Source organism: Streptomyces sp. NPDC102467, assembly GCF_044765445.1.
Taxonomy (GTDB): domain Bacteria; phylum Actinomycetota; class Actinomycetes; order Streptomycetales; family Streptomycetaceae; genus Streptomyces.
In genome coordinates this window covers 1-22319 of the sequence record NZ_JBIWKA010000030.1, presented here as the reverse complement: position 1 = coordinate 22319, position 22319 = coordinate 1, and the positions used below count along the sequence as shown (strand labels likewise).

At 68.5% G+C, this 22319-nt stretch carries 20 protein-coding genes and 3 pseudogenes; 18 read left to right on the top strand and 5 right to left on the bottom strand.

Going from position 1 to position 22319, the window contains the following annotated elements:
- The first annotated feature begins 450 nt into the window (after positions 1-450).
- Complete coding sequence (locus ACIREE_RS39670; protein WP_404163945.1) at positions 451-1578, top strand: serine hydrolase domain-containing protein; 1128 nt, start codon at positions 451-453, stop codon at positions 1576-1578.
- Positions 1579-1695: 117 nt separating this feature from the next.
- Here the strand turns inward: ACIREE_RS39670 and ACIREE_RS39665 are convergent, their stop codons facing one another.
- The 3 genes and pseudogenes from ACIREE_RS39665 to ACIREE_RS39655 form a co-directional block, all read right to left on the bottom strand.
- Entirely contained in the window at positions 1696-2085 is a 390-nt protein-coding gene (locus tag ACIREE_RS39665) for a thiol-disulfide oxidoreductase DCC family protein (protein WP_404163942.1), read from the bottom strand.
- A 46-nt stretch (positions 2086-2131) separates the two neighbouring features.
- Complete coding sequence (gene rph / locus ACIREE_RS39660; RefSeq protein ID WP_404163939.1) at positions 2132-4816, bottom strand: rifamycin-inactivating phosphotransferase; 2685 nt, start codon at positions 4814-4816, stop codon at positions 2132-2134.
- Between the two features lie 364 nt (positions 4817-5180).
- Positions 5181-6784, bottom strand: a pseudogene (locus ACIREE_RS39655) (glycoside hydrolase family 43 protein).
- Between the two features lie 394 nt (positions 6785-7178).
- Here ACIREE_RS39655 and ACIREE_RS39650 point away from each other — a divergent pair.
- Positions 7179-7562 (top strand): VOC family protein, encoded by a 384-nt coding sequence (locus ACIREE_RS39650; RefSeq protein WP_404163936.1) that lies wholly within the window; start codon positions 7179-7181, stop codon positions 7560-7562.
- The gene (locus ACIREE_RS39645; RefSeq protein ID WP_404163933.1) at positions 7559-8434 is read left to right on the top strand and encodes a sigma-70 family RNA polymerase sigma factor; all 876 of its coding nucleotides are present in this window, start codon (positions 7559-7561) and stop codon (positions 8432-8434) included. Before ACIREE_RS39650 ends, ACIREE_RS39645 begins: the two co-directional genes overlap by 4 nt.
- Positions 8435-8556: 122 nt before the next feature.
- On the opposite strand, the gene ACIREE_RS39640 is transcribed toward ACIREE_RS39645, so the two are convergent.
- A complete protein-coding gene (locus ACIREE_RS39640; protein ID WP_404163930.1) occupies positions 8557-9522 on the bottom strand; it encodes a helix-turn-helix domain-containing protein in 966 nt (321 codons plus the stop codon).
- Between the two features lie 219 nt (positions 9523-9741).
- On the opposite strand from ACIREE_RS39640, the gene ACIREE_RS39635 reads away from it, so the two are divergent.
- Both ACIREE_RS39635 and ACIREE_RS39630 read left to right on the top strand, forming a co-directional pair.
- Positions 9742-10086, top strand: a complete 345-nt coding sequence (locus ACIREE_RS39635) for a hypothetical protein (RefSeq protein WP_404163927.1) — start codon at positions 9742-9744, stop codon at positions 10084-10086.
- 151 nt (positions 10087-10237) lie between these two features.
- Positions 10238-10450 carry a hypothetical protein gene (locus ACIREE_RS39630; protein ID WP_404163924.1) on the top strand — a complete coding sequence of 71 codons (213 nt, stop codon included), beginning with the start codon at positions 10238-10240 and terminating at the stop codon, positions 10448-10450.
- Positions 10451-10487: 37 nt separating this feature from the next.
- Here the strand turns inward: ACIREE_RS39630 and ACIREE_RS39625 are convergent, their stop codons facing one another.
- Complete coding sequence (locus tag ACIREE_RS39625; RefSeq protein ID WP_404163921.1) at positions 10488-10787, bottom strand: epoxide hydrolase N-terminal domain-containing protein; 300 nt, start codon at positions 10785-10787, stop codon at positions 10488-10490.
- A gap of 271 nt (positions 10788-11058) precedes the next feature.
- On the opposite strand from ACIREE_RS39625, the gene ACIREE_RS39620 reads away from it, so the two are divergent.
- The 13 genes and pseudogenes from ACIREE_RS39620 to ACIREE_RS39560 all read left to right on the top strand — a co-directional run bounded on the left by ACIREE_RS39620 (position 11059) and on the right by ACIREE_RS39560 (position 22229).
- Positions 11059-11598, top strand: coding sequence for an RNA polymerase sigma factor (locus ACIREE_RS39620; RefSeq protein WP_404163918.1), 540 nt, complete (start codon positions 11059-11061; stop codon positions 11596-11598).
- The gene (locus tag ACIREE_RS39615; protein WP_404163915.1) at positions 11595-12395 is read left to right on the top strand and encodes a hypothetical protein; all 801 of its coding nucleotides are present in this window, start codon (positions 11595-11597) and stop codon (positions 12393-12395) included. Before ACIREE_RS39620 ends, ACIREE_RS39615 begins: the two co-directional genes overlap by 4 nt.
- Positions 12396-12483: 88 nt before the next feature.
- On the top strand, positions 12484-13278 hold the full coding sequence (locus tag ACIREE_RS39610; RefSeq protein WP_404163912.1) for an ABC transporter ATP-binding protein: 795 nt from the start codon (positions 12484-12486) through the stop codon (positions 13276-13278).
- Positions 13275-14648: a hypothetical protein gene (locus ACIREE_RS39605; protein WP_404163909.1), complete on the top strand. Its 1374-nt coding sequence runs from the start codon at positions 13275-13277 to the stop codon at positions 14646-14648. Before ACIREE_RS39610 ends, ACIREE_RS39605 begins: the two co-directional genes overlap by 4 nt.
- The gene (locus tag ACIREE_RS39600; protein WP_404163906.1) at positions 14645-15241 is read left to right on the top strand and encodes a hypothetical protein; all 597 of its coding nucleotides are present in this window, start codon (positions 14645-14647) and stop codon (positions 15239-15241) included. Before ACIREE_RS39605 ends, ACIREE_RS39600 begins: the two co-directional genes overlap by 4 nt.
- Before the next feature lie 83 nt (positions 15242-15324).
- The gene (locus ACIREE_RS39595; protein ID WP_404163903.1) at positions 15325-15849 is read left to right on the top strand and encodes a hypothetical protein; all 525 of its coding nucleotides are present in this window, start codon (positions 15325-15327) and stop codon (positions 15847-15849) included.
- The gene (locus tag ACIREE_RS39590; protein ID WP_404163900.1) at positions 15755-16366 is read left to right on the top strand and encodes a class I SAM-dependent methyltransferase; all 612 of its coding nucleotides are present in this window, start codon (positions 15755-15757) and stop codon (positions 16364-16366) included. The genes ACIREE_RS39595 and ACIREE_RS39590 overlap by 95 nt, the downstream gene beginning before the upstream one ends.
- Positions 16367-17270: 904 nt before the next feature.
- Positions 17271-17552 (top strand): annotated as a pseudogene (locus ACIREE_RS39585) (transcriptional regulator); the annotation flags it as partial.
- A gap of 437 nt (positions 17553-17989) precedes the next feature.
- Positions 17990-18340: an STAS domain-containing protein gene (locus tag ACIREE_RS39580; protein ID WP_404163897.1), complete on the top strand. Its 351-nt coding sequence runs from the start codon at positions 17990-17992 to the stop codon at positions 18338-18340.
- Positions 18341-19027: 687 nt separating this feature from the next.
- Positions 19028-19366, top strand: a complete 339-nt coding sequence (locus ACIREE_RS39575; RefSeq protein WP_404163894.1) for a MerR family transcriptional regulator — start codon at positions 19028-19030, stop codon at positions 19364-19366.
- A 318-nt stretch (positions 19367-19684) separates the two neighbouring features.
- Positions 19685-20426 (top strand): annotated as a pseudogene (locus ACIREE_RS39570) (alpha/beta hydrolase).
- Positions 20427-21281: 855 nt separating this feature from the next.
- The gene (locus ACIREE_RS39565; protein WP_404163891.1) at positions 21282-21614 is read left to right on the top strand and encodes a hypothetical protein; all 333 of its coding nucleotides are present in this window, start codon (positions 21282-21284) and stop codon (positions 21612-21614) included.
- A gap of 168 nt (positions 21615-21782) precedes the next feature.
- Positions 21783-22229, top strand: a complete 447-nt coding sequence (locus tag ACIREE_RS39560) for an ALF repeat-containing protein (RefSeq protein ID WP_404163889.1) — start codon at positions 21783-21785, stop codon at positions 22227-22229.
- The last annotated feature ends 90 nt before the right edge of the window (positions 22230-22319 follow it).

Genomic DNA, 22319 nt, shown 5'->3' with positions numbered 1-22319 from the left:
CGTACGGCGACTGCCAGGCGGGCCGGCCGGAACGACCCGAGACGCCCGCACCGCGGAGCAGTTGGGCTGCCCGGCCGAAGGCCAGGAGTTCGGAATGCGCGGAACGCACGTTCATCATGATGGTGCCCCAGTATGTGGACACAGAGAGATACCGGTTTCAGTGAGAGGACCGCAGCGAGAAGGAGCGCGGCGCACATGTGTGCCGCGCGACGGATCAGCGCTCAGGGGTTCTCACTTGGTGTACACGGCACGTCCTTGACGGGGTGGCTAGCGGGGAACATCACGGTAGCGGCGCACGCGATGGCGGCTCCACTGATTTTGACCCTCTCCCTTACGAGGGACCCGTACGGGTGGGGTGAACCCCCGGAACAGGAGGGGGACTTGCCGCATGTTCGGCAGTGGCCGGTGCTCGTAGGTTCTTCGGCACGGACCTACGAGAGGGAGACCCTGATGAGAAACCGCAACAAGGTGGGATGCGCGGCCGCGGTTGTCGCCGCTCTTGTCGTCGCATTGCCCGTATCGGCCACGACAGCCACGGCGGTGGACGGGAACAACGAGTCGCGCCAGAAGGAGGCGTCGGTGCTGCGGCAGGACCTGGACGCGGTGGTGGCGGGCGGACCGACGAGCGCGCTGGTCGAGGTGAGGGGCGCCCGGCGGACCGTTCGGGCGACGAGCGGGACCGCGGTCGCGGGGACGCGGAGGCCCGTGGACCCGGCGGGACGCTTCCGAGCGGGCAGTGTCACCAAGGCGTTCGTGGCCACCACGGTGCTCCAACTGGTCGACGAGGACCTGCTGGATCTCGACGGCTCGGTCGACCGATGGCTGCCCGGACTGGTGCCGGACGGCGACCGGATCACGGTACGCGAACTGCTGAACCACACCAGCGGCCTGCCCGATGTCACCGACACGCTGCCGCTCAAACCGCCGACCGCCTTCCTGCCGATCCGCTACCGGACGTGGACCACCACCGAATTGGTTCACCGCGCCACCGCGCAGCCTCCGGTCTTCGAGCCGGGCGCCTCGTACCACTACTCCAGCACCGACTACCTGGTGCTCGGCCTGCTCATCGAGCGCGTCACCGGGCACTCGTACGCCCATGAGATCTCGCACCGGATACTCCGGCCGCTGAACATGGAGGACACCTTGCTGCCGGGCACCAAGCTGCGCATCCCTGGCAGCCACGCGCACAACTACATTCCGGACGGGGCGGGCGGGGTGGTCGACATCACCGAGATGAACCCGTCGGTCATGAACGCGGCCGGCGAGTTGATTTCCAGCGCCGCCGACCTCAACACCTTCACCACCGCCCTGCTCGGCGGCCGACTGCTGCCGCCGAAGCTGCTGCGGGAGATGATGACGATCTCCGAGCCCTCGCAGACCGGCCTCGGCCTGCAGTCCATGGCGACGCCCTGCGGTGCGATCGCGTACGGACATGACGGCGACGCGCTGGGCAGCTCCACCTGGACCTTCGCCACCCCCGGCGGGCGTGCCGTCACCTTGTCGGTGGCCTGGGGCACCGGCCGCCCGGCCAAGGAAGCAGTGACCAACCTGCTGGAAGACGCCCTCTGCCACGCCTAGGAAGTTCCGAGGGCCGCGCTGGATGGATCAGCGTGGGTGTCGGGCATGCGCGTCGCGTGGCGGGACGCGCATGCAGTGTGCCGTGGCCCGCTCTGCCCGAGACCCGACGGAAACGACCTAGTGTCCTTGCGGTCGGCGGCCCGGCACCGCACACGCCACTGTTCCTCCCGGCATGTGATGCCGATTGTTGGCGATCAATCGGTAGGCACCGTGGGCAACCCACCGAATGGGAGGCAGCATCAGCAGGGCACCCAGCAGAGTCCATCCACGCCCTGCACTCATCAACGCCTTCGCGACCGCTCGGGAACCTCCATGGACCGTTCCCGCCGGTGTCACCCAGAGCACCTCGTACTCTGCTCGTTCCTGAGTGACCCCGAGCGCTTCCAGGTCCGCGAACTGCCACGGCACGATCTCGCAACGCGGCCGGACACGTCGCTCAGCGAATTTCACCGAGGTGGTGCAGAAACCGCAATCTCCGTCGAAGACAAGCAAGGGCTGAGGCAACATGTCTCCATTGTGACGCGCCTCCACAGCCGGAGCCCGCTCGCCCCGGTCAGGGCAGAATCTCCACGTACCCATCGGTTCCGTGCACCCGGATGCGCTGCCCGTCCCGGATCAGCCGGGTGGCCTGCTCCACGCCCACGACGGCCGGCAAGCCGTACTCCCGGGCGATCACCGCGCCATGGGTCATCAGACCGCCCACCTCTGTCACCAGCCCCGCGATCCCGACGAACAGGGGCGACCAACTGGGGTCCGTGAAGGCCGTGACCAGGATGTCGCCCCTCTCGAGATCGGCCTTCGCCATGTCGAGGATGACGCGGGCCCTCCCCTCGATGGTCCCGGTGGAGACCGGCAGGCCGGTCAGGGCGCCGGCCGGCACACCGGCGCGCCGGTAGGCCCCGGTGACGGCCTCGCCGTCCGATGTGAGAACCCGGGGCGGTGTGAGCGCGCGGTACGACCGGAACGCGTCCTTGCGCCGCTGGATGAGCCGGCCATCCACCTGCTTCGTGCGCACGGCGTCGTGGAATTCCTGAAGCGTGAGGTAGAAGACGTCGTCCTGCACAGGAATCACGCCGGTCTCTACGAGGCGCTCGGCCTCCTTCGTCAAAGCCTGCTTGTAGACGAAGAAGCGGCTGATGATGGCGTACTTCGGGTACTCCCGGTATCCGATGAAGGTGCGGACCCGGTCGATCATCCGCTTGGTCTCGTCGGCTTTCCGATCCCCTTCCGGCAGGGCCCTCAAGCGTGACAGCACCTCCTGTTCCTTCGCCTTCGCCCGCTGGCGGCCCTCTTCGAACCGCCGTTGCGCGGCGCCCGGTCCGAAATTCCTGACGTTGTCGAGGAGCGCGGGTACGAGCGTGGCGGGGCGCTCGCGCCAGCGCGGCCTGGTGAGGTCGATCTCGCCGGCGCAGCGCATGCCGTACCGGTCGAGGTAGGCGTCGAGGGCGGCGCGCGCTTCGGTCCCGCCCGCGAGCTTCGCCAGCTCGTCCAGGAAGTCCTCGTCCTCGACGCCCTGCAGGAACGCCACCACCTCCGGATACGGGCGGATCACGTCGGCGACGTCGAGCAGCGCCAGTCCCATCTCGGACGTGACGTTGCCGGGGGCGGACAGGGTGAGCGTGTCCGCCGCGTTCTTCTCACCCAGCCACTCCCGCAGCTTGTCGTTGAGCCACCACGTGGCCTCCATCCCCGCCATGACCGCCTGCATGTTCTGCGGATCCTTGAGGATTCGCTTGTGCTCCTCGAAAGCCTCCTCCCGCAGGAAGTCGAACAGTGCCGGTCCTGTCTTCGTCCGGACGTCGCGCTGCAGGGCGGCGAGCGAAGCCTGGCTGCGCTGGATCAGCTCGGTGACGATGGCCGGATCGGGCTCGACCGCGGCGGACGCGCCGCTGCCGGCGGCAGGCTTGCCGGGACCCGAGTCCAGGGGCGACGGGGTCGACGGGGGCGACGGGATGGGCGGGATCGACGGGCTCGGCGGGGCGAAATCGTCGCGGTCCAGGACCGTCTCCAGCGCGTCCCTGGTCAACGGATCGGATCTCTCCGCGAGGTCCAGGAGACGGGCGCGGCTCGCGGGCGAGGCCAGGGCCCGGGTCGCGTCGACGAACAGCCTCCCGGCAGCCCCGTACATGGGCGCCATGGCCGTCAGCTGCCATACGGAGAGCCCGAGGGGTTTCATGGGGTCGGTCATCATTTGCTGATGACCGACGGAGACATAGACGCGTTTCTCCGGGTCGCCGGCCCCGGGCGCGTCACCTGTCCCGGCGACGTCCCCCGTCTCAGGGATGGGGAACAGTGTCGTGATCGGTCGGCTCTGAACGATCTGGAAGTCCTCGCCGACCAGGCACCATTCGATGTCCTGCGGACTGCCGAAGTGCGCTTCGATACGCCGCCCGAGCTGCACGAGCCGTACGACCTGGGCGTCCGTCAGCGCCGGTTGTTCCTGCAGGTGCGGGGCGATCGCCACTTCCTGCGTACCGCCGGTCGGCAGGGCTTGGACGGCGCGGTGTTTGGCGGCTACCGACTTGGCGACGATCTCGGTCTCCCGCACCTTGTAGACATCCGGGTTCACGAGGCCGGAGACCAGGGCCTCGCCAAGGCCGAAGCCTGCGTCCACGGTGGCGACCTTCCGGTTGCCCGTGACGGGGTCTGCCGTGAACAGGATGCCGGCCGCATGCGGAACGACCATCTGCTGCACGACCACGGACATGTCGACCGTACGGTGGTCGATGCCGTTCCGTCGACGGTAGGTCACGGCCCGCTCCGTGAAGAGCGAAGCCCAGCACCGGCTGATGTGTTGGAGGATCGACTCCGGCCCCAGGACGTTCAGATACGTGTCCTGCTGACCGGCGAAGGAAGCCGTCGGCAGATCCTCCGCCGTAGCGCTGGATCGGACGGCCCAGGCGGTCTGCCCACCTGGCTGAGCGAGCGCGCTGGTGATCGCCGTCGCGAGGTCGGCCGGGAGGGCGATCTCCTCAATGGTCCGGCGGATCTGCGCGCTGAGTGTGCGGATCGCGGCCCCGTCGTCCGGGTCCAGGCGCGACAGCTGATCGATCCCCTCTTCTACCGATGGCGCTTCCGCCATGACGCGCCGGAAAGCGTGCGTCGTCACGCAGAAGCCGGGCGGGACGCGGACGCCTTCGATTCGCGACAACCCGCCCAGGTGTGCGCCCTTGCCGCCGACAACGGCGATCTGCGTCTCGTCCACTTCCTGAAGACTCACCACGTACTGCTCGATCATCCTGCTGCCCCCAGAGCGGTCGTGTTCCGTCTCACTGCACCGGCACGCATGCCGCGCCCCCGTTTCCGCTGGTTGTGGCCTCGGCGGACGATTTTGCGCCACCACCCGGGTCTTGCCGCAAGCCCCCAAGTGGGCTATAGGTTGAGAGTGGCAGGGAGAGACATCTGCTCGGTCAGGCGCGCAAGAGGTGGCCTCCGAGCTGGGCGGCATGCTCAGCGTGCCGGCGCCGGTGAGTCATCTGCGCAGGATGAACGAGTCGGACATCGGCCGCGTCCAGAACCCCCGGTACAAAGGGGCGCGACGGGACCGTGCTTGCCGCCTGGGGATTTGCGTACAGGCGGACAGCAGAGGGGGAGTGGCCGACTCAGGCGGGCAGCGGTTCGCAGCCGAACCAGTCGACGTGGACGGTGCCCTGGGCCGCGTACAGGCCGATGACTCGACCGGTGAAACCGCCGGCCACCTCAGTCGAGAGCGAGCGACCGTCGAGCGTGGCGAGCACGGCGAACGTGCCGTCCGACTGCTCCACGCCGAGAGAGACGATGTCGGGGCCGGTGCGCGCGTCGTGCGGCGCGGGCGGCGGCGTGATCCGCACGCCGAGGACGGTCGGGCCCGCGGGCACCGGCTGAGTGGCCACGACGGCGCGTACCGAGCCGACTCGCGAGATGGCCCGCACCTGCGTGCCGTCCGTCTCGATGTCGTAGTGGTGCCGCTCGTCGAGGCGGACGGCGAGACCGCCGATGCCCTGGGCCGCGTCGATCAACGCGCTTGCGTGGCACGCCCGTTGCTGCTGGCGGCGCCCGATGAAGACCGCGTCGGGGTCGTCCAGGGAAGTGCCGCGGGCGTGCAGAGTCAGGGAGCCGGAGCGCTCCTTGGTGGTGCAGTGCTCGGGGGACCGGTCGCGCACGGAGATCCAGGACGGGTGGAATTCGGGGGAGTCGAAGTCGTCGTGGAACGGTGCGGTGGCAGGGGATCCGGAGCTGTCGGCGCTGTCGGAGGCGCCGGTGGTGTCGGAGCTGTGTGAGCTGTCGCTGCTGTCGGTGATATCCGTGATATCCGTGATATCCGTGATATCGGTGGTTTCGGTGGTGTCATTGAGAGAGAGACGATCTCGCCGACCACGGGCCAGCCGTCGTCGGTCCAGGTGACCGGCGCGAGGAACGTCTCGCGGCCCATCACATGCCAGCCCGGGGTGCCGCCGTGCGGCCGGACGCCGAGGAACACCATCCACCACGAGCCGTCCGCGGCCTGTACGAGGTCCCCGTGACCCGTGTTCTGGACGGGGTGGTCCGTGCCGCGGTGGGTGAGGATCGGGTTGTCGGGGCAGGGCTCGAAGGGGCCTGTCGGGCCGGGCCCCCGCGCTATGGAAACGCCGTGGCCGCGCTCGGTGCCGCCCTCGGCGATGAGCAGATACCAGTACGCGCCGATGTGGTAAAGGTGCGGTGCTTCGGGGGCCTTGGCGCCTGGCGCCCCGGACCACAAGGTGCGCTCCTCACCGAGCGTGCGCCCCGAGTACGGATCGATCGCGACCTGCCCCACCCCGGCGAATGTGCACCAGCAGACATCGTGATCGTCCCAGGCGAGATCCGGGTCGATGCCTTGGACGCCGGGGAGCCAGGTGGGGTCGGACCAGGGGCCGGCCGGGTCGGTGGCGGTGACCAGCAGATTGCCGCCGCCCTCGGAGCAGTTGGTGACGATCAGCCAGAAACGGCCGTCGTGGTGGCGCAGCGTCGGCGCGTAGATCCCCCCGGAGGACGACATGTCGACGGGCAGGCGCAGTTGCCCCGGCCGGTCGAGGACGTTGCCGATCTGGGTCCAATGCAGCAGGTCGCGGCTGTGGAAGAGCGGGATGCCGGGGAAGTACTCGAAACTGGAACAGGCGAGGTAGTAGTCGTCGCCCACGCGGCAGATGCTGGGATCGGGGTGGAAACCCCGAATGACGGGCTGAACGGACACCATGGGGCCTTTCATCGGTGAGTCAGCGAGCGGGGCGGGACCCAAGGAGGATGGCGCACGTTCCTCGTCGAAGCGCTTCACCTGGTGAGGGAAGTTAGTGAGATTCTCCTGTGGAATCAAGGGGTTGGAGCGGCTCACCGGCGATGGGCTGCCGTACGGCCTGCGCCTCGACGAACGCACCGGCCTCACCGATAACCGTGCGGGAGCATTCGAAGACGCCGTCGTCGCCGGCTGCCGGAAACCGGGACCGGGACTGGGGACCTGGACCTGGGCCCAGGGCATTGGGTGTCATAGGTGGGACTTCCGCGAGTGACCGGACCGGCCCTGTTACCTTCCCCCGTCGGTGCTCGTCATAGGTGTGACGGCCGCATACGGTCGCCACACCTAGGACGAGTGAAACGAGGACCGGATGCTGACCGACATCATGTACGTGACGATCTACGTCACCGATCAGGATCGCGCGCTTGAGTTCTACACCGAGGGACTCGGCCTGGAAAAGCGGGTCGATTACCCAGGGCCCGACGGGCGTTTCCTCACCATCGGCGTTCCCGACAGCCCGGTGCAGATCATCCTGTGGTCGCAGGCGGCGGCTGCGGGGCAGCCGGGGGAAGCGGGCGCGCCCGGTCCGCTGATCCTCGAATCCGACGATCTGCGAAAGGACTTCGAGCTCATGTCCCGACGCGGCGTCGTCTTTGATGAGCCCGAGCCTCAGGACTACCCGTTCGGGCTCCGCGTCGAGGCGGTGGACCCGGACGGCAACCGGGTCTCGCTCCGTCAGCCGCGAAAGTCGTGACCGCCCACCCGTCCGACCTCGTGGCCGAGGCGTTCGAAGCCCAGCGTGATCGGCTGCGTGCCGTCGCGTACCGCGTGCTGGGCTCGCACGTCGATGCCGAAGACGTGGTCCAGGAAGCTTGGCTGCGCCTCGTCCGCCAGGACGAGGCGACCATCGGCAACCTGGCGGGGTGGTTGACCACCGTGGTCGGCCGCATCAGCCTGGACCTTCTGAGGTCCCGCCGGGCCCACCCCGAAGCCGCCTACGAGCAGGAGTTCGCGCACCTCGTGGTGACGCCCGACGACGGTCCCGCGCCGGACGAGCAGGTGGCGCTGGCCGATTCGGTCGGCCTCGCCCTGCTCGTCGTGCTCGACTCGCTCACCCCGAGCGAGCGCGTGGCGTTGGTCCTGCACGACATGTTCGCCGTCCCGTTCCGCGAGATCGGCCAGATCCTGGGCAAGTCCGCCGACGCCACCAAGATGGTCGCCAGCCGCGCCCGCCGCAAAGTCCAAGCCACGGACCGGTCGGCGGGTACTGACCGCGAGCACCGAGAGGTCGTTCAGGCATTCGGTGCCGCCGCCCTCCGCGGCGACTTCGAAGCACTCCTGCGTGTCCTCGACCCGAACGTGAAGCTGACAGTCGACACCCCCGACGGCGTGGTCGTCACCCTCGGCGCCACCAAGGTCGCCTCCGGCGCCCGGATGTTCTCAGGCCAGGCCGCCCGCCAACGGCCCGTCCTGGTCAACGGCGTCCCCGGCCACATGTCCTGGCGCTCCGACGGAGTCCCTCTCTCCATCATCGCTTTCCACGTCACCGAAGATCGGATCACCGGCATCCACATCGTCATCGACCCGGCCAAACTCGCCTCGGTCCATCTGCCTGCGCCGGCCTGAGCCGATGTCGTCCGGGTCGGCCTGTACATGCGCACCGGCGCAGGCGTCCGCGTGCGGTACCCGGTCCGGAGGTTCTGGTTCCCGGAGGTGTACGTACCCGGGCCGCCCGCGATGACCACCTATTAGGGTTCGCTGTTCGTGAACGGCGTCCCTGACCTCAGACGCCGCATCTGGGCGGGGGTCTGGCCGAAGCGCGCTTTGAACAGACGGCTGAGGTGGGCGGGGTCGTAGAGGCCCCATCGGGCTGCGACGGTGGCGATGGTGCGGTGGGCGAAGGCCGGATCCAACAGGTCGCGACGGATGCGCTGGAGCCGTTCCTCACGAACCCAGGCGGCGAACGTGTCATCTCGCTGTCTGAAGAGCCGGTGCAACTTGCTGGGCGAGATCGCGAAGCGGCGCGCCACGGCCTCCACGCACAAGCCCGGATCGGCGATGTTCGCCAGCGCATAGGCGGTGATCTTGTCCGTCAGTTCGACGGCGGGGCCGACCCGGTCCGGCGTGGTCTCGCAGATGCCGGCGACGAGCAGGGTGGTGAGGGCCTCGCCGAACTGGAAACCGGAGGGCCCGGGCAGGTGACCCAACTGTTCGCCGAGTCCGGTGAGGAACGCACTGATGACCGCCCCGGTCCCGCTGTCGCCGGCAAGCCGGGCCGCGGTCCGGCGACGCAGCGCGTCCACGCGAAGGCCGAATGCAGCCCATGGCGCCGTGAGAACCACGGCGTCGCATGGATCGTCGTAGCGGGCTCGATAGGGCCGGGTGGTGTCGAGGACCACCAACTCGCCGCGGCGTATCCGGTCTTGATGGCCGTCCTGTTCCACGATCACCGACCCCCGACGGTCCAGCATGATCACGAACAGTTCGGGGTCGGTCGAGGTGATCAGCTTGCGTGAGCGATCGACCTGGCCCCGTGCGCCTTCGATCCGCGTGACGACCACCTCTCCGGCGGCCGCCGATCCAAAACGCGTCTGGAAGGGCTGGAAGGGCACATCAATACGCGGCGTCAGCCTCAACGGAACCATGATCGAAGAAACAGCTACTTGCAGGCGCTCCACACTCCTGTACACCGCATCCACACTCGCACTGCGCATGCCTGAAACCCCCGGTGCTCAAGCCCTGCTCGGGTTCGTAGCCGACCCGCCCCCGACTTATGACCGATCGCGCAGGAAATGGCGAGTACCTGACACATTCTGGCGACATTCATCCAGCGTCGGGCTCTACGGTCGACGACGCAGGGGCCGCCGTGACCAGAGACGGACCCGGGGAAGCGCTCCGTAACGGAACCTTCCAGGACGAAGGGGAAAGAAATTATGCGCAAGATCGCGTTAGCCGTTACCGCCCTGTCGCTTGCCGTAGGAACGGGGCTTGCCGTAGCGCCCAGCGCTACGGCCGCGACGCCCTGCCCGAGCGGAGCATTCTGTATCCGCGAGACGAACGGCAGCATCCTGAGCAAGAACATCTTCTACAGCTACGGCTACCACAACCTGTCGAACGTGACCGGACAGCGTGTGGTCGTCAACAACCAGACCGGCGGTGCAGGCTTCCAGGAATGCCGAGGGTACAACGGCACGAACTGCTCGGCTGTGTACCGCGGTACGGGTGAGTGGGCCGCGATCGACTACACGCCGATCAACTCCGTGGTTCTCGTGAAGTAATCAACGTCGAGCGCGGCGCCGGGGAGGACGCCCTGCCGGCACGTGGACGGTTCCTGCATCCGGGTGGGTGCCAGGGGCCGGAGCGTGCCACAGGGCGACCAGGTTCGTTGGTGTTCATGAACGTTCCGTACCGAGCGAGAGATGAACACTTATGCGTCGTACGAGCATTGTCCTGGCCACGGCCGTCGCTGCCCTCGGCATGGCCACGTCGATGGCGAGCGCTGCCCCCGTCTCCAACGACGGCCCGCCGTTCCCCTACAAGGACTGCCTGGCCGCCACCAAGGAGAAGGGCGAGTCCCCGTCCCAGAGCACGTGGCACTGCGACCAGCTGGTGAAGAAGGGCTGGGTCAAGCCGGCAAACTGAGCCGCCCCGAGTTTCGTAGCGGCCGTTCGGTGTGTTTTCAGGCCGCGTTCGAGGCCGCCAGGGAACAGTGGTGGGCGGCCTCGAACCCCGCGTAGCCGAAACCGGCGTAGTAGAAGTGCAGCAGCCGGTCGTATCGGGTGCCCCAGTACTCGACCAACGGCCGGACCTTTGCCGATTGGGCGCCTAGGGTCCGGCCGCCGACGGTTTCCCGGTCCGGCCGGCGCGTCGCTCGTGCCCGCCACCGAAGCTCGCTGAGCTCCTTCTGGGGGACCTTGATGCGGAAGGGGCGGACACCGGCAACCGGCTGTACCGGCCCAGAAGATGCGCCGTCGGCCACCGAAGTGACACCCGGAGTGCGACGCGAACCTCCCGTTCAACTCCCGCAGTCCCGGCAGCCACTGATTCGATGCTCAACTCCCTGTGTTTGACCTGCACTTGAGCCGACCGAGGCGGTGTCCACGCTCCGACCGACCTCGGGCAGACCCGGGGCTTCCAGCGGTGCGCGACAACTGATCGCACTCGGCGTCACGCACCCCTCCTCCCGACAGGTGTCGAGCCGCCCGAGAACCTGAATCGACAGTCGCGTCGTCTTGCTGGTCGTGAAAGGTATGACAGACCTCGACGAGGCAGAACTCGTGCGTCGTGTCGCAGGCGGTGACCGCGCGGCATTCGACGAGTTGTATCGGCGCACCTCGCCCTGGTTGGCGGTGCGGCTCCGCCGCCGCTGCGCCGATGACGACGTCGTCGCCGACGTGCTCCAGGAGACCTACCTGGCGGTCTGGCGGGCAGCCGGCAGCTACGCGGGCTCCGTGACCAGGGGCAGCGCGGTCGGCTGGCTCTGGACGATCGCCGCGAACCGCCTCGTCGACGCGTTCCGCCGGCGCGCCAGGCAGGAGCGGGTGCCGACCATCGCCCTGGCCGAGACGATCGTACCGGCCGCCGAGGACGAGGTGATGGCGCACCGCGTCGACCAGGACCTCGAACAGGCGCTGCTGCGGCTGCCACCGGAGTTGCGGCAGGTGATGCAGGCGATGGTGCTCGACGACCTGTCGGTACGGCAGACGGCAGTGCTGCTCAGCATGCCGGAGAACACGGTGAAGACCCGCGCGCGGCGGGCCCGGATCGCGTTGCGGGAGGCGCTGTCATGACTCATCCCCCCACCACGGTGCTGGCCCGCTACGCGGACGGCGGGCGCGGACTCGACGACGCAGCGCTCTGGTCGATCGAGGTCCATCTCGACGCGTGCGCGGCCTGCCGTGAGCACCTGGCCGAACACGCCACCCCCGCGACGACGGATCTGCTCGACCGTGTTGCCGCCTCGCTCGACCAGGCGATGCGAACGAGCCCGCGCCCGGCCCGGCAGCGCACACGAGCAGCGGCCGTGCACCGACGCCGGCTGGCCTGGTCGTTGCTTCCCTGGCTCGCGGTGACCGTCGCGGTGCTGGGCTGTGGTGTACTCCTCGACTCCGCCGAGCCACGCCTGCCCTCGCTCGTCCTGCTGCTGGCCCCGGTGGCGCCACTGCCGGGCGTCGCAGTGGCCTGGAGCCGGCACATCGACCCGGTCTGGGAACTCATCGCCACCACACCCGCAGCGGGCCTGGCCATGGTGTTGCGGCGCACGCTCGCGGTGCTCGTCGTGGTGCTTCCGGCGTTGCTGGTGGCGGGCGTGAGCACAGGGACCTCATTGGCCCTCACGCTGCTGCCGTGCCTGGCATTCACCGCGGCCGCCCTCGCGCTCGGTGCCTTCATCGGTGTGCGGCGCGCGGCGATCGGCCTCGCAGTCGCATGGTCCGTGGCGGTCCTGCTGCCGAGCGTGGCGACCCGATCCCTGTCTCCGGTGCTGCAGCCGGGCAGCGTCGCCGTCTGGGGGGCGACCACCGTGGTCCTCGCCGCGATCACCTCGCTCGCCGCCTCTCATTTCCGCCGCCTGACCAGCGGCAACTGAATCGCCGACCGGTCTTTGACCGACCCCCGAGCGATCCCCGACAAGTGCCCGACCAATCCCCGACCAATGCCCGAACAGGAGAGTTCCCTTGAGACCGGTGCGTGCTGCCGAAACGGCTCCCACCCTTCATCCCTGGCTCGTCCACGCGGAGGAACTGCGTGTCCGGACCGGCCGGCACCTGGCCGTCGATGGCCTCGACCTGGCTCTGGGGGCCGGCGTGCACGGTCTGCTCGGCCCGAACGGAGCCGGCAAGACCACGCTGATGCGCGCCCTGTCCACCGTCGTCAAACCCGCCGACGGCTCGTTGACGCTGCTCGGCGCCGCGGTGGACGGCCGTGCCGACCTGCGCGAGGTGCGTCGCAAGCTGGGGTATCTGCCGCAGCAGTTCGGCTTCTACCCGCGGTTCACCGTCCGCGAGTTCGTCGAGTACATGGCCTGGCTGAAGGAAATGCCCAGAACCGCGGTACCCGACGCCGTGCAACGCGCGATCGACCGGGTGGGTCTCACCACCAAGGCCGACGCCAAGATGAAGACGCTGTCCGGCGGCATGCTGCGCCGGGCCGGCATCGCCCAGGCCATCGTGAACGACCCCGAGCTGCTGCTGCTCGACGAGCCCACCGTCGGACTCGACCCCGAACAGCGTCTCGACTTCCGCGACCTGCTGCGTGACCTCGGCGCCGACAGCTGCGTGCTGGTCTCCACCCACCTCGTCGAGGACGTCGTCGCCGCCTGCACCGACGTCATCCTCCTGAACGAAGGCCGACTTCTCTTCCAGGGCACCCCCGACGAACTGATGGCCCGCGGGGGACAGAGCGACGCGGGCGACAGCCCGGCCGAGCGCGGCTACTCCGCACTCCTGCGCCAGCACCGGAGTCACGCATGATCCGTATTCTCGGCATCGAACTCCGGCGGTCGGCCGCTCTCGGCGCCGCGCTACTGATCGCCGTCACCGGCACGATCATGCTGCACGCCACCGCGGGGCGATGGCCCACCGGATGGATGGCGCTGGTCATGATTCAGCGCGAATACCTCGTGTTCCTGTCACCCCTGGCGATGGCCGCCGGTGCCTGGCAGTCCTATCGCGAGCACCGGGCGAACGTCGCCGAACTGTTCGCCGGCGTGCCCCGTCCACGACCTCAGCGCATCGTCCCGATCCTGGTCGCGACCGGGCTTGCAGTCCTCGTCGCGTACCTGGTCACGCTCTTCGCGGCGGCGCCGAGGATCGCCGACACAGCGCGCTACCTGCCACCGGCCGCCTTTGTGGTCGTGGCCGTCGGACTGGTCTCGATGGTCGCCTCCGTCTGGCTCGGGCTTGCCGTCGGACGTCTGGTACCGGCGCTCGCCACCGGACCCGCGCTGGCCGTCCTCGGCTTCGCGCTGCTGCTCTTCGCACCCCACGCCCTTCCGGACGAAGGAGTCTCGGCGGCGTTCTCCCCGGGCATGGGGATGAGCATGTTCAGCGACTACGCCACCGTAGGCGGCCAGGTCAGCGCCGCCCAGGCACTCTGGATGGTCGCGGTCGCCGTGGCCGGCGTCGTGCTCTTCGCAGTCCAGAACCGCAAGTTCGCGTTCACCGCGCTGGTGCCACTGGCAATCGGGGCGACGGCCACGGCTCTGGTCGTGCCGACCGGCGATGCCTACGATCACGCAACGCTCGACCCCGTCGCCCAGCAACTGGTGTGCACCGACAGGGCTCCGCGGGTCTGCGTCAGCCGGGCGCACGAAGGGCTGCTGCCCGAGGTGATCCCCAAGGCCCGGCACGCGTTGAAACTCCTGTCGATCACGACGACCACGACGACCACGACGACCACGACGACCACGACGACCACGACGACCACGACGATCACTCCGGTCGCCGAGGCACACGAGGACACCACCACGATCTTTCCTCCCACCTCACCGAGGTCGCGGCCCGACACCGCGCCGATGAGGATCGCGGTCGACAAGCACGGTCGCCTCGCCGACCCGGGCCGGCTCGAACCGACGATGCTCACCGAGGTGTTCACCGGCCCTCTCAACTGTGGCGACACCCGCAACTTCCAGGTCGCCACAGCTGCCGCCTACTGGCTGCTCGACCGGGAGCCGACCGTCGGTCCCGATGGCCTCGAATACAAGGACGCCGAGGCCGTCAAACTCTGGAAAGGGCTGAAAGCACTGCCGCGGGCCGAGGCCGGCGCCCGGGTGACCGCCGTCTACCAGGCCGGGCAGAAGTGCCAGGACACCACCGGCCTCCTGACCCGGAGCGCCCGGTGAGAGGGCTGACGCTCTACGTCCGCTCGCGCCGGATGCCGGCGGCGCTCGGAGCAGCGGTCGCGGGCACTGCCGTCGCGTGGCTGCCGGCGACGGTTTTCGGCGACAAGGGAGAGGTGAGCAGCACCGTCCTCGTCCTGACGGTGCTCCTCTTGGTGTCCGTCGTCACCGCCACGCTCGGCGGCCCCGACGACACCTTGGACCGTACGGCGGCGAGGCCGTGGCCGTGGCTGCGGATGGTGCACCTGGCCACAGTCCTGGGATGCACGCTCATACTCCTGCTGGCCACACTGCTCACCGACACGCGGTTCGGGCCGTTCGGATACGTCGTCCGCGACACCGCCGGCCTGCTCGGCTTGACCGCCCTGGGGGTGGTCACGGTCGGTACGGCCCGGTCGTGGTTCCTGCCTCTCGGGTGGACGCTCGGCGCGGCGGCGTTCCCGGGCACGGGCTCTGCGGGGGAGGCACTCACCTGGCAAACACAGGCACCCGACAGTGGTCCCGCGGCCGCGGTCGCAGCAGTGCTGGCTACCGCGGGAATCGCCGCCTACGTAAGCCGAGGCCCACGCCCACGTACATCGCCGGAGAACGTCTGAGCGGAAGGCGGAGCCGTGGTCGGCGTAGTACGGCAGGTGAGAAGGCCGCAGCGGCTCTGGGTGCTCGATTCGTACAGCTGGACGTGACCGACGACACCTCGGTGAGCGACGCGCTGGCGACAATCGACTCGGCCGAAGGCCGGCTCGATGTGCTGGTGAACAACGCGGGAGTTCTGGGAAACGGCATGCCCGACGGCCCACGGCCTTGCAGGCCTTCGCCACCAACGCAGTGGGTATGGTGCGCGTCACGGAGGCGGCTCTGCCCCCTGACCGCGGCATTTGGAATCGGAAGGGCTCGCGCACACTTGACGGTCGACACTGTTGTTGCTGGTCCGGCAACTTTATGTGCTGTTCGGCGCAGGTCCGGGCATCATCGGCCGTGCGCCCTGCGGGCCGGGGCGATCCAGATGACAAGCGGTGCGGCAGAGCACCGACAGCAACGGGAGGCATCCGATGGCGGAACACCACGAAGCCGGCCGAGGCGGCACGCACGACGAGCAGGCGGCCGCCGCGATGTTCGAACCGGCGGGTTGGGACGAGCGGTACGCGGGACAGGAACGGTTCTGGAGCGGCGAGGCCAACCCGCAACTGGTCGCCGCCGCCGGTGAACTCACCCCCGGGACCGCGCTCGACGTCGGATGCGGGGAAGGCGGTGACGTCATCTGGCTGGCCGGGCAGGGCTGGCACGTGACGGGCGCCGACTTCTCGGCGGAGGGCCTCGCCCGCGCCGCCCGTCACACCGAGGAGGCGGGGGTTGCCGACCGCGTCGACTGGTGGCAGGTCGACGCCCGCACCTTTGACGCCGGTGACCGCTCGTACGACCTGGTCACGAGCCATTACTTGCACGCTCCTGACGGCGGCATGGTCGAGGTGACCCGCCGCCTTGCCACGGCCGTCGCTCCCGGCGGGCTGCTTCTTGTTGTCGGCCATGCGCCGTCCCACGAGTTCACGCAGCTGTCCGAGAGTCACCGCAAGGCGATGTTCCTGGCCGCGGAACTCCTCCCCGGCCTGCCGGACGACTTCGAGCCCGTGGTCGTGGAACAGCACTCCCGTACGCTGAAGCGGGACAGCGGGCCGGTCGAAGCCGAGGACTCAGTCCTGCTGGCCCGCCGCGCAGCACGCTGAACCCCACCTGAGGGCGGTCGTGGCCGCCACACCGGCCCGCGCCGTCGGGCACGACGGGAGCAGGCGCACATCGAAGACGCCAGCCCCGGTGCCGCAGTTCGTGGACCCCGGTGAGAACAGCCGACTGTCAGAGACGGCGCCTTCGAAGACGTCAGCCGGAAGCTAGGAAGCTAGGAAGAGCCAGTGTCCGCCTGCAGCCAGGCGCGTGCGGCCGCCAGTCGGCGCCGGGCGCCCGCTCGCATGTGCTGCGCGGACAGACAGGACGTTCTCGCAAGCTCACGCATGGTCGAGGCGCGCAGTGCGGCCGCCCGCGCTTCCAGACACATCTTTTCAGTCTGCCGCCGCATGAGAGCCGCAGCAGTAACTTTTCCGGCCCGGGCGTCGCGACGCAGCACCGGACATGCATCGCCCTCGATGTTCACCACCATCGCCCCTCACAGCGGGTACTTCGATGCTCCCGCCCCTGAGTCCGCGGAATCGCCGGAGTGCGGATGCACCGGCGCGGGAGTGTGGCGGGGCGGACGGCCACTGGACTCCACCAAGCAGGTGCCGTCCGCCCGGGCCACTGGCAGGCCCGGGGGACGGGGGCGTTGCGGGCCTGCGCATTGTTCGGGTTCCCCTCGTTTCGCTCCGCACACATGCCAACTCGCCATGCTGCGGCTGCTTATGGCATGCCGGAAGGCGCTCTCACGCGTCAACAGCCGGGGCACGCGCCGTGGTTGTGATCTGCATAGGCGCCCGGGGGCAGAGTGGCCTGATGGACTGGCGTGCCGTTTCCCAGTTACCGGGCCTCTTCGCGAGCGCCTGCACCTGGTCGCTCCCGCCGAGCACGTCTGAGGCATCACCGAACTGCCGCCGCTGGAGGAGCTTGAACCTCGGCGCCGGGCGGCCCAGTTGTCGGGAAACGCTGCGAGGCCCAGGCTCCCGCGCAGCCACCTACGCCGACCTGCTGCTCGCCCGCAGCGAAGAGTTCCGACAGGTATGGAACGACCACGAAGTCGGCGTCCGTCCCCACGCCGTGAAGCGCTTCGTCCACCCCGAGCTCGGCGCGCTGGAGCTGACCTGCCAGGCACTGGTGGACCCGGGCCAGGCCCACTTCCTGCTTGTCTACGCCGCCGTTCCAGGCAGCGACAGCTACGAAAAGCTGCAGCCCATAACTGCCACAGGAACGCGGGCGCTCCGCTGACGCCACGTCGTATGCCGCGCTCGGACGTACTGCCGCCCCAGAAGATGCGTCCAGCGTGCGACCGTGTCGGTCGCCCTTCGCGCGGTCGCTGCCCGGATGGAGGGGTTCTCTCATGCTGACCAGCGCCGTCTTCGTTGCGGCCGCCTTGCCTGCGGCAGAGCGGCCCTCGCTGACGCGGAGCGAACTGCGCCTCGCGCGAACAAGGCATTTTCCGCCTGGAGTTGCTCTGTGGATATGTCAAGCTTCCGCCTGGCTGTTCACCCCAACGGGGGCATCTGCGGCTCAGGAACCGTTTCTGCGCTCCCGGTGCGGCCGGTCATCCCTCTACGCTCATTGCCATCGTCACCCCTGACCCCGGTGGTCTTCGACCAGCTGCCCCGGAGCGGGTAGCCCTTCGTCGCAGAGGTGATGCCGCTGTGATTGTCAGCGCCCCAGTCGTGACCGAGCACCTGCGTATCTACCAGCACCGCGGCTGTACCGTCCTCGAATTGCACGGGGCAATCGACCTGGCTGCCGCCCTCGCGATCGGACCGCTCCTGGCGGCCATGCCCTCCTCGCCGGAGTCTCTGGTCGTCATCGATCTGACCCCGACGGCGTTCTTCGACTGTGCCGGTGTCACCCTCCTCTGCACTGCCCGGCGGCGGATCCACGCCCGCGGTGGGAGCCTCCAGCTTGTGTGCCCCCATCCGTTCACCCTGCGGATCTTGCGCTTGCTCCGGCTCGGCGACCTGTTCCAGCCGATGCGCACCCTGGAAGAGGCCCTTGCCTGCGCCCCGCCACGGCCCTAGGTGTATACGGCGCCGCTACTGAGCCTCTTCGAGGCCGCCGAACACCGACGGGCGGCCCTCGTCCTTCCCCTAGTACGACACCGGTTACCTCACCATCAGACTCGTCAAAATCTGTGCTGACGAGAGTAGACATCAGGCGGCAGTGTGGTTATGGTTTCTCTCGTAACCCGAAGAGATCGAACGGTCTGGCAGAGACGAACTGCCGGGCAGTAGTACGGAAGTTGCAGTACGCAGGGCGGTGCGGCGGTGGAGTTTCGAAGCCAGGGCAGTTGCAGGACGGCGACGGGGCTGGCGGCCGGACCGGGTGGCCCGCAGTGTTCAGGGGCCGCCGTGAGCAGAATCGCGGGTACGCAGTGGCGGTACCTGTGCAGGCAGTTCGCATTACCGGCATCACGCAGTACGCAGCACCAGCACAGTAGTTGATCACTGAGGGAAGTTCGGAGGAACGCAGCGTCATCAGGATCGCCCGGGCGGATGTGTTGAGTCCGGGTACCGCAGGACATCGATAGTGAGGTGGTCTCCGGTCAAGCAACCGCGATCCCCGTACCCCCGTCAGCAGCTTGCTCGGGTGGGCGGACACAGAAGGCCGGCGCAGTTCAAGGGCCGGCAGTTGGTGTAGCAGTTCCTTCGGGGCCCGGGTGCCACTGGCACCCGGGCCCCTCCACGCGTTTGTGCAGAGAGGTGCAGATGACAGCAGACGACTCGTTCAACCGGCTTGATGACGACGACTATCCCGCCTACACGATGGGGCGGGCCGCCGACATGCTCGGCACTACGCAGGGCTTCCTGCGCGCCATCGGTGAGGCCCGCCTGATCACCCCGCTGCGTTCGGACGGCGGTCATCGGCGCTACTCCCGCTACCAGTTGCGCATCGCTGCCCGCGCCCGGGAACTGGTCGACCAAGGCACGCCCATCGAGGCTGCCTGCCGCATCATCATCCTCGAAGACCAGCTCGTAGAAGCCCAACGCATCAACGCCGCGTACCGCCGCGCCGCCGAACCGGTGAACTCGACCGCCGCGCCCTGAAACGACCCGGACCTGCAGCTCCCGCCTCACCTGCGGCGCCGACCGGCGCCTGCTGCGAGTAACGACACGGCGACGGCCCTGCCACGGGAGCACCGCGCCGAACGAGGGCCGACAGTGCCGGCATCCGGATCAGGGAGCTCGCGGAGGAATCCGTTTGGCGGACCATAGTGGCCACTGCTACTTTTCTGGAGGCCGTGCGAGAGAACGAGGAGGTGGAACCCATGAACGTATTCACATGGGTGCTCTCCTCCAGGGTCACGGTCGGGCGATAGGTCGTCCGGGAGCGCCGTTCAAGGGCAGCTCCCGAAAGGCATGACCATGCACGTCACTTCTGAACAGCGTCTCGACGACGGCGTCATCGAGCGCGAATTCACCCTCGGCGACGCCCCCGGCATCCTGTGGATGCCGGCATCCGCATCTGCATCCGCGCCGGTGCCGCTGATCCTGCTCGGCCACCCCCCCGCTCGGACTGCACAAGATGTACCCCCGGCTGGTGGGCCGGGCCCGGCACGCCGCGGCGGATGGCTTCGCCGCGGCCACCATCGAACTCCCCGGAAGTGGTGACCGGCCCCGCCTGGCCGCCGTCGAGCAGGCCCGCGCCGACCTGCGCAGGACCATGCAGGCCGGAGAACCGGTCGGCGACGAAATCATCGACGCCCTCATTCTCCCGCTCGTCGAACAGTCCGTCCCGGAATGGCGGACTGCCCTGGACGCCCTCCTGTCGCTGCCCGAGATCGGCGGACCGGTCGGGTACTCGGGGGGAGTGATCTCCATCGGGACCCGACTGGCGTTGGTCGAGCCGCGCATCTCGGCCGCCGTTCTCTTTTCCGGGAGTTTCGTCCCTCGCGCCATGCTCGAGGAGGCCCGCCACGTCACCATTCCGCTGCACGTCCTGCTGCAGTGGGACGACGAAGGCAACGACCGGCAGGCGGCCCTGGACCTGTTCGACGCCTTCGGCTCCAAGGAGAAGACGTTGCACGCCAACATGGGCGGGCACACTGGCGTCCCGCAGTTCGCGGGGGACGCGGCGGCCCAGTTCCTGGTCCGACACCTGAAGTGAGGCAGGGCCGTCAGGCGGATCGGTAGCCTCTCCGCTCGCCGCCTCGACGTCATACGCCCTGGTCTAGGGCCTAGCCCGGCGGGGAGAGCATCTTGTGTCCGACCAGATGCCTTTTACTGCCACACGAGGCTGGTTAGCCGGCCGCAGTGTGCATAAAACCTGTGTTGGCCGGAGTAGACATTGGGTTTCGGTGTGGCTATGGTTTCTCTCGTAACCCGAGACCGAAGGGGCCCGGCAGGGATGAACTGTCGGCCAGTAGCAGGGAAGTTGCAGTGCGCAAGGCGGTGCGGCGGTCGAGTTTCGAAGCCAGGGCAGTTGCAGGACGGCGACGGGGCTGGCAGTCGGACCGGGTGGCCCGCAGTGATCAGGGGCTGCCGTGCGCGTTATCGCGGTGCGCAGTGGCGGTATAGCACGGAGGGACGAGGCGTCATCAGGATCGCCCGGGCGGATGTGTTGAGTCCGGGTACCGCAGGACATCGATAGTGAGGTGGTCTCCGGTCAAGCAGCCGCGATCCCCGTACCCCCGGCGGCAGTTCGCTCGGGTGGGCGGACACAGAAGGCCGGCGCAGTTCAAGGGCCGGCAGTTGGTGTAGCAGTTCCTTCGGGGCCCTGGTGCCACTGGCGTCAGGGCCCCTGCTGCCGCCCGTTCGGGGGCGGGGACGGCCATTGGCCGAGCCGGTATATGCGCAACGGGGCAGCACGGTGGCGGGCGCGCTCGTCCAAGCGCGCCATGCGCACCCTCTGCACCGGCAATGGCAGGCCCGATTTTCCATCACCACCGCACCGCCCTGACGAGGCAAGACATCCCTCCTCGGCGTCGTCTGCCACGCGGTGCACGGCCGTAGGGACGCTTGGATGCGTGGCTACTTCATCGACGATCTCCTGCTGATAACTCCGCTCCACCACACCGACGGGGTGCGCCTGTTCGGCGAGGTCGTCGGCGCCCACAAAGCCCCTCTCGCGCTCGCCGTGACCGCATACGCGCGCACCGCGGGTGAGATCACCATCGACCTCACCCGCGTGCGATACCTCTCCAACAGCGCTGTAGAGACCCTCGTCGTCCTGGCGCGCAGACTCAGTCCACCTCAATCCCTCAGCGTGCTGGCCGGACCCGAACTCCGCCTCGACGAACGGCTCGAGCGCCACGGCTGGGGCCAGATCGGCACGCTGCGCCTGCGCGCTGCTTGAGGACATCTTCCAGCCCGCTGCGGCAGGGAACCGGGGGCATTTCCCAGCGGGTGTCCTGCGTCAGCAGGCTTTTCAGGGCGACCATGTCGGCCCCCTGCAGGGCGGTGGCGTACTGGTCGGGCAGTGGAACGTCGGATCATCTACCAATCGACCACGGAGGCGTCATTCATGAGACCGACGCGTATCGCCCTGCTCATCGTGACCGGCAGCCTGGCCTCGTCCCCTCTGTTCACCGCCCCAGCGTTCGCCGACGGTTCGACAGCCTCGTCCACGACCACCGTGGCGGCCACGTCCGACACACCGGTGGACGCCATGTCGGAGGCCGAACTGCGTGCCGCCATCGCAGCCATGCTGGCGGACGAGGCCAGCGGCCGCGGAGTCGTCCGAGAGGCCAGTGAGGCACTCAACGGCACCGTGGACGGCATGAGGGCCTTCTTGAAGACCGGCTACCGGCTGGCACAGGCGGAGGACGATCAGGTCGCCATCGCCCGCCTCCTCGCGAACCCGAACATCAGCGATGCCCTCCGCGCCGCTGCCAACGAGGCTCTCGACGACGGATCCCCAGAGACTCTGCGCTACTTCCGTGAGGTGGGGCAGTACGAGGTGGACGGCTAGTGTCCCGCGTCGGAGATCCGTCGTTAGTTTGTGTATGACTGCTTCTGCGGATGTGCCGGTGCCTCGTCGTGGTCCGAAGTTGGAACCGTT

What these genes read in the sequence shown, in the direction of transcription:
- ACIREE_RS39670 (WP_404163945.1), top strand. Translation starts at nt 451, where the DNA reads ATGAGAAACCGCAACAAGGTGGGATGCGCGGCCGCGGTTGTCGCCGCT.
- ACIREE_RS39665 (WP_404163942.1), bottom strand. Translation starts at nt 2,085, where the DNA reads ATGTTGCCTCAGCCCTTGCTTGTCTTCGACGGAGATTGCGGTTTCTGC.
- rph (WP_404163939.1), bottom strand. Translation starts at nt 4,816, where the DNA reads ATGATCGAGCAGTACGTGGTGAGTCTTCAGGAAGTGGACGAGACGCAG.
- ACIREE_RS39650 (WP_404163936.1), top strand. Translation starts at nt 7,179, where the DNA reads ATGCTGACCGACATCATGTACGTGACGATCTACGTCACCGATCAGGAT.
- ACIREE_RS39640 (WP_404163930.1), bottom strand. Translation starts at nt 9,522, where the DNA reads ATGCGCAGTGCGAGTGTGGATGCGGTGTACAGGAGTGTGGAGCGCCTG.
- ACIREE_RS39635 (WP_404163927.1), top strand. Translation starts at nt 9,742, where the DNA reads ATGCGCAAGATCGCGTTAGCCGTTACCGCCCTGTCGCTTGCCGTAGGA.
- ACIREE_RS39630 (WP_404163924.1), top strand. Translation starts at nt 10,238, where the DNA reads ATGCGTCGTACGAGCATTGTCCTGGCCACGGCCGTCGCTGCCCTCGGC.
- ACIREE_RS39620 (WP_404163918.1), top strand. Translation starts at nt 11,059, where the DNA reads ATGACAGACCTCGACGAGGCAGAACTCGTGCGTCGTGTCGCAGGCGGT.
- ACIREE_RS39615 (WP_404163915.1), top strand. Translation starts at nt 11,595, where the DNA reads ATGACTCATCCCCCCACCACGGTGCTGGCCCGCTACGCGGACGGCGGG.
- ACIREE_RS39605 (WP_404163909.1), top strand. Translation starts at nt 13,275, where the DNA reads ATGATCCGTATTCTCGGCATCGAACTCCGGCGGTCGGCCGCTCTCGGC.
- ACIREE_RS39590 (WP_404163900.1), top strand. Translation starts at nt 15,755, where the DNA reads ATGTTCGAACCGGCGGGTTGGGACGAGCGGTACGCGGGACAGGAACGG.
- ACIREE_RS39575 (WP_404163894.1), top strand. Translation starts at nt 19,028, where the DNA reads ATGACAGCAGACGACTCGTTCAACCGGCTTGATGACGACGACTATCCC.
- ACIREE_RS39565 (WP_404163891.1), top strand. Translation starts at nt 21,282, where the DNA reads ATGCGTGGCTACTTCATCGACGATCTCCTGCTGATAACTCCGCTCCAC.
- ACIREE_RS39560 (WP_404163889.1), top strand. Translation starts at nt 21,783, where the DNA reads ATGAGACCGACGCGTATCGCCCTGCTCATCGTGACCGGCAGCCTGGCC.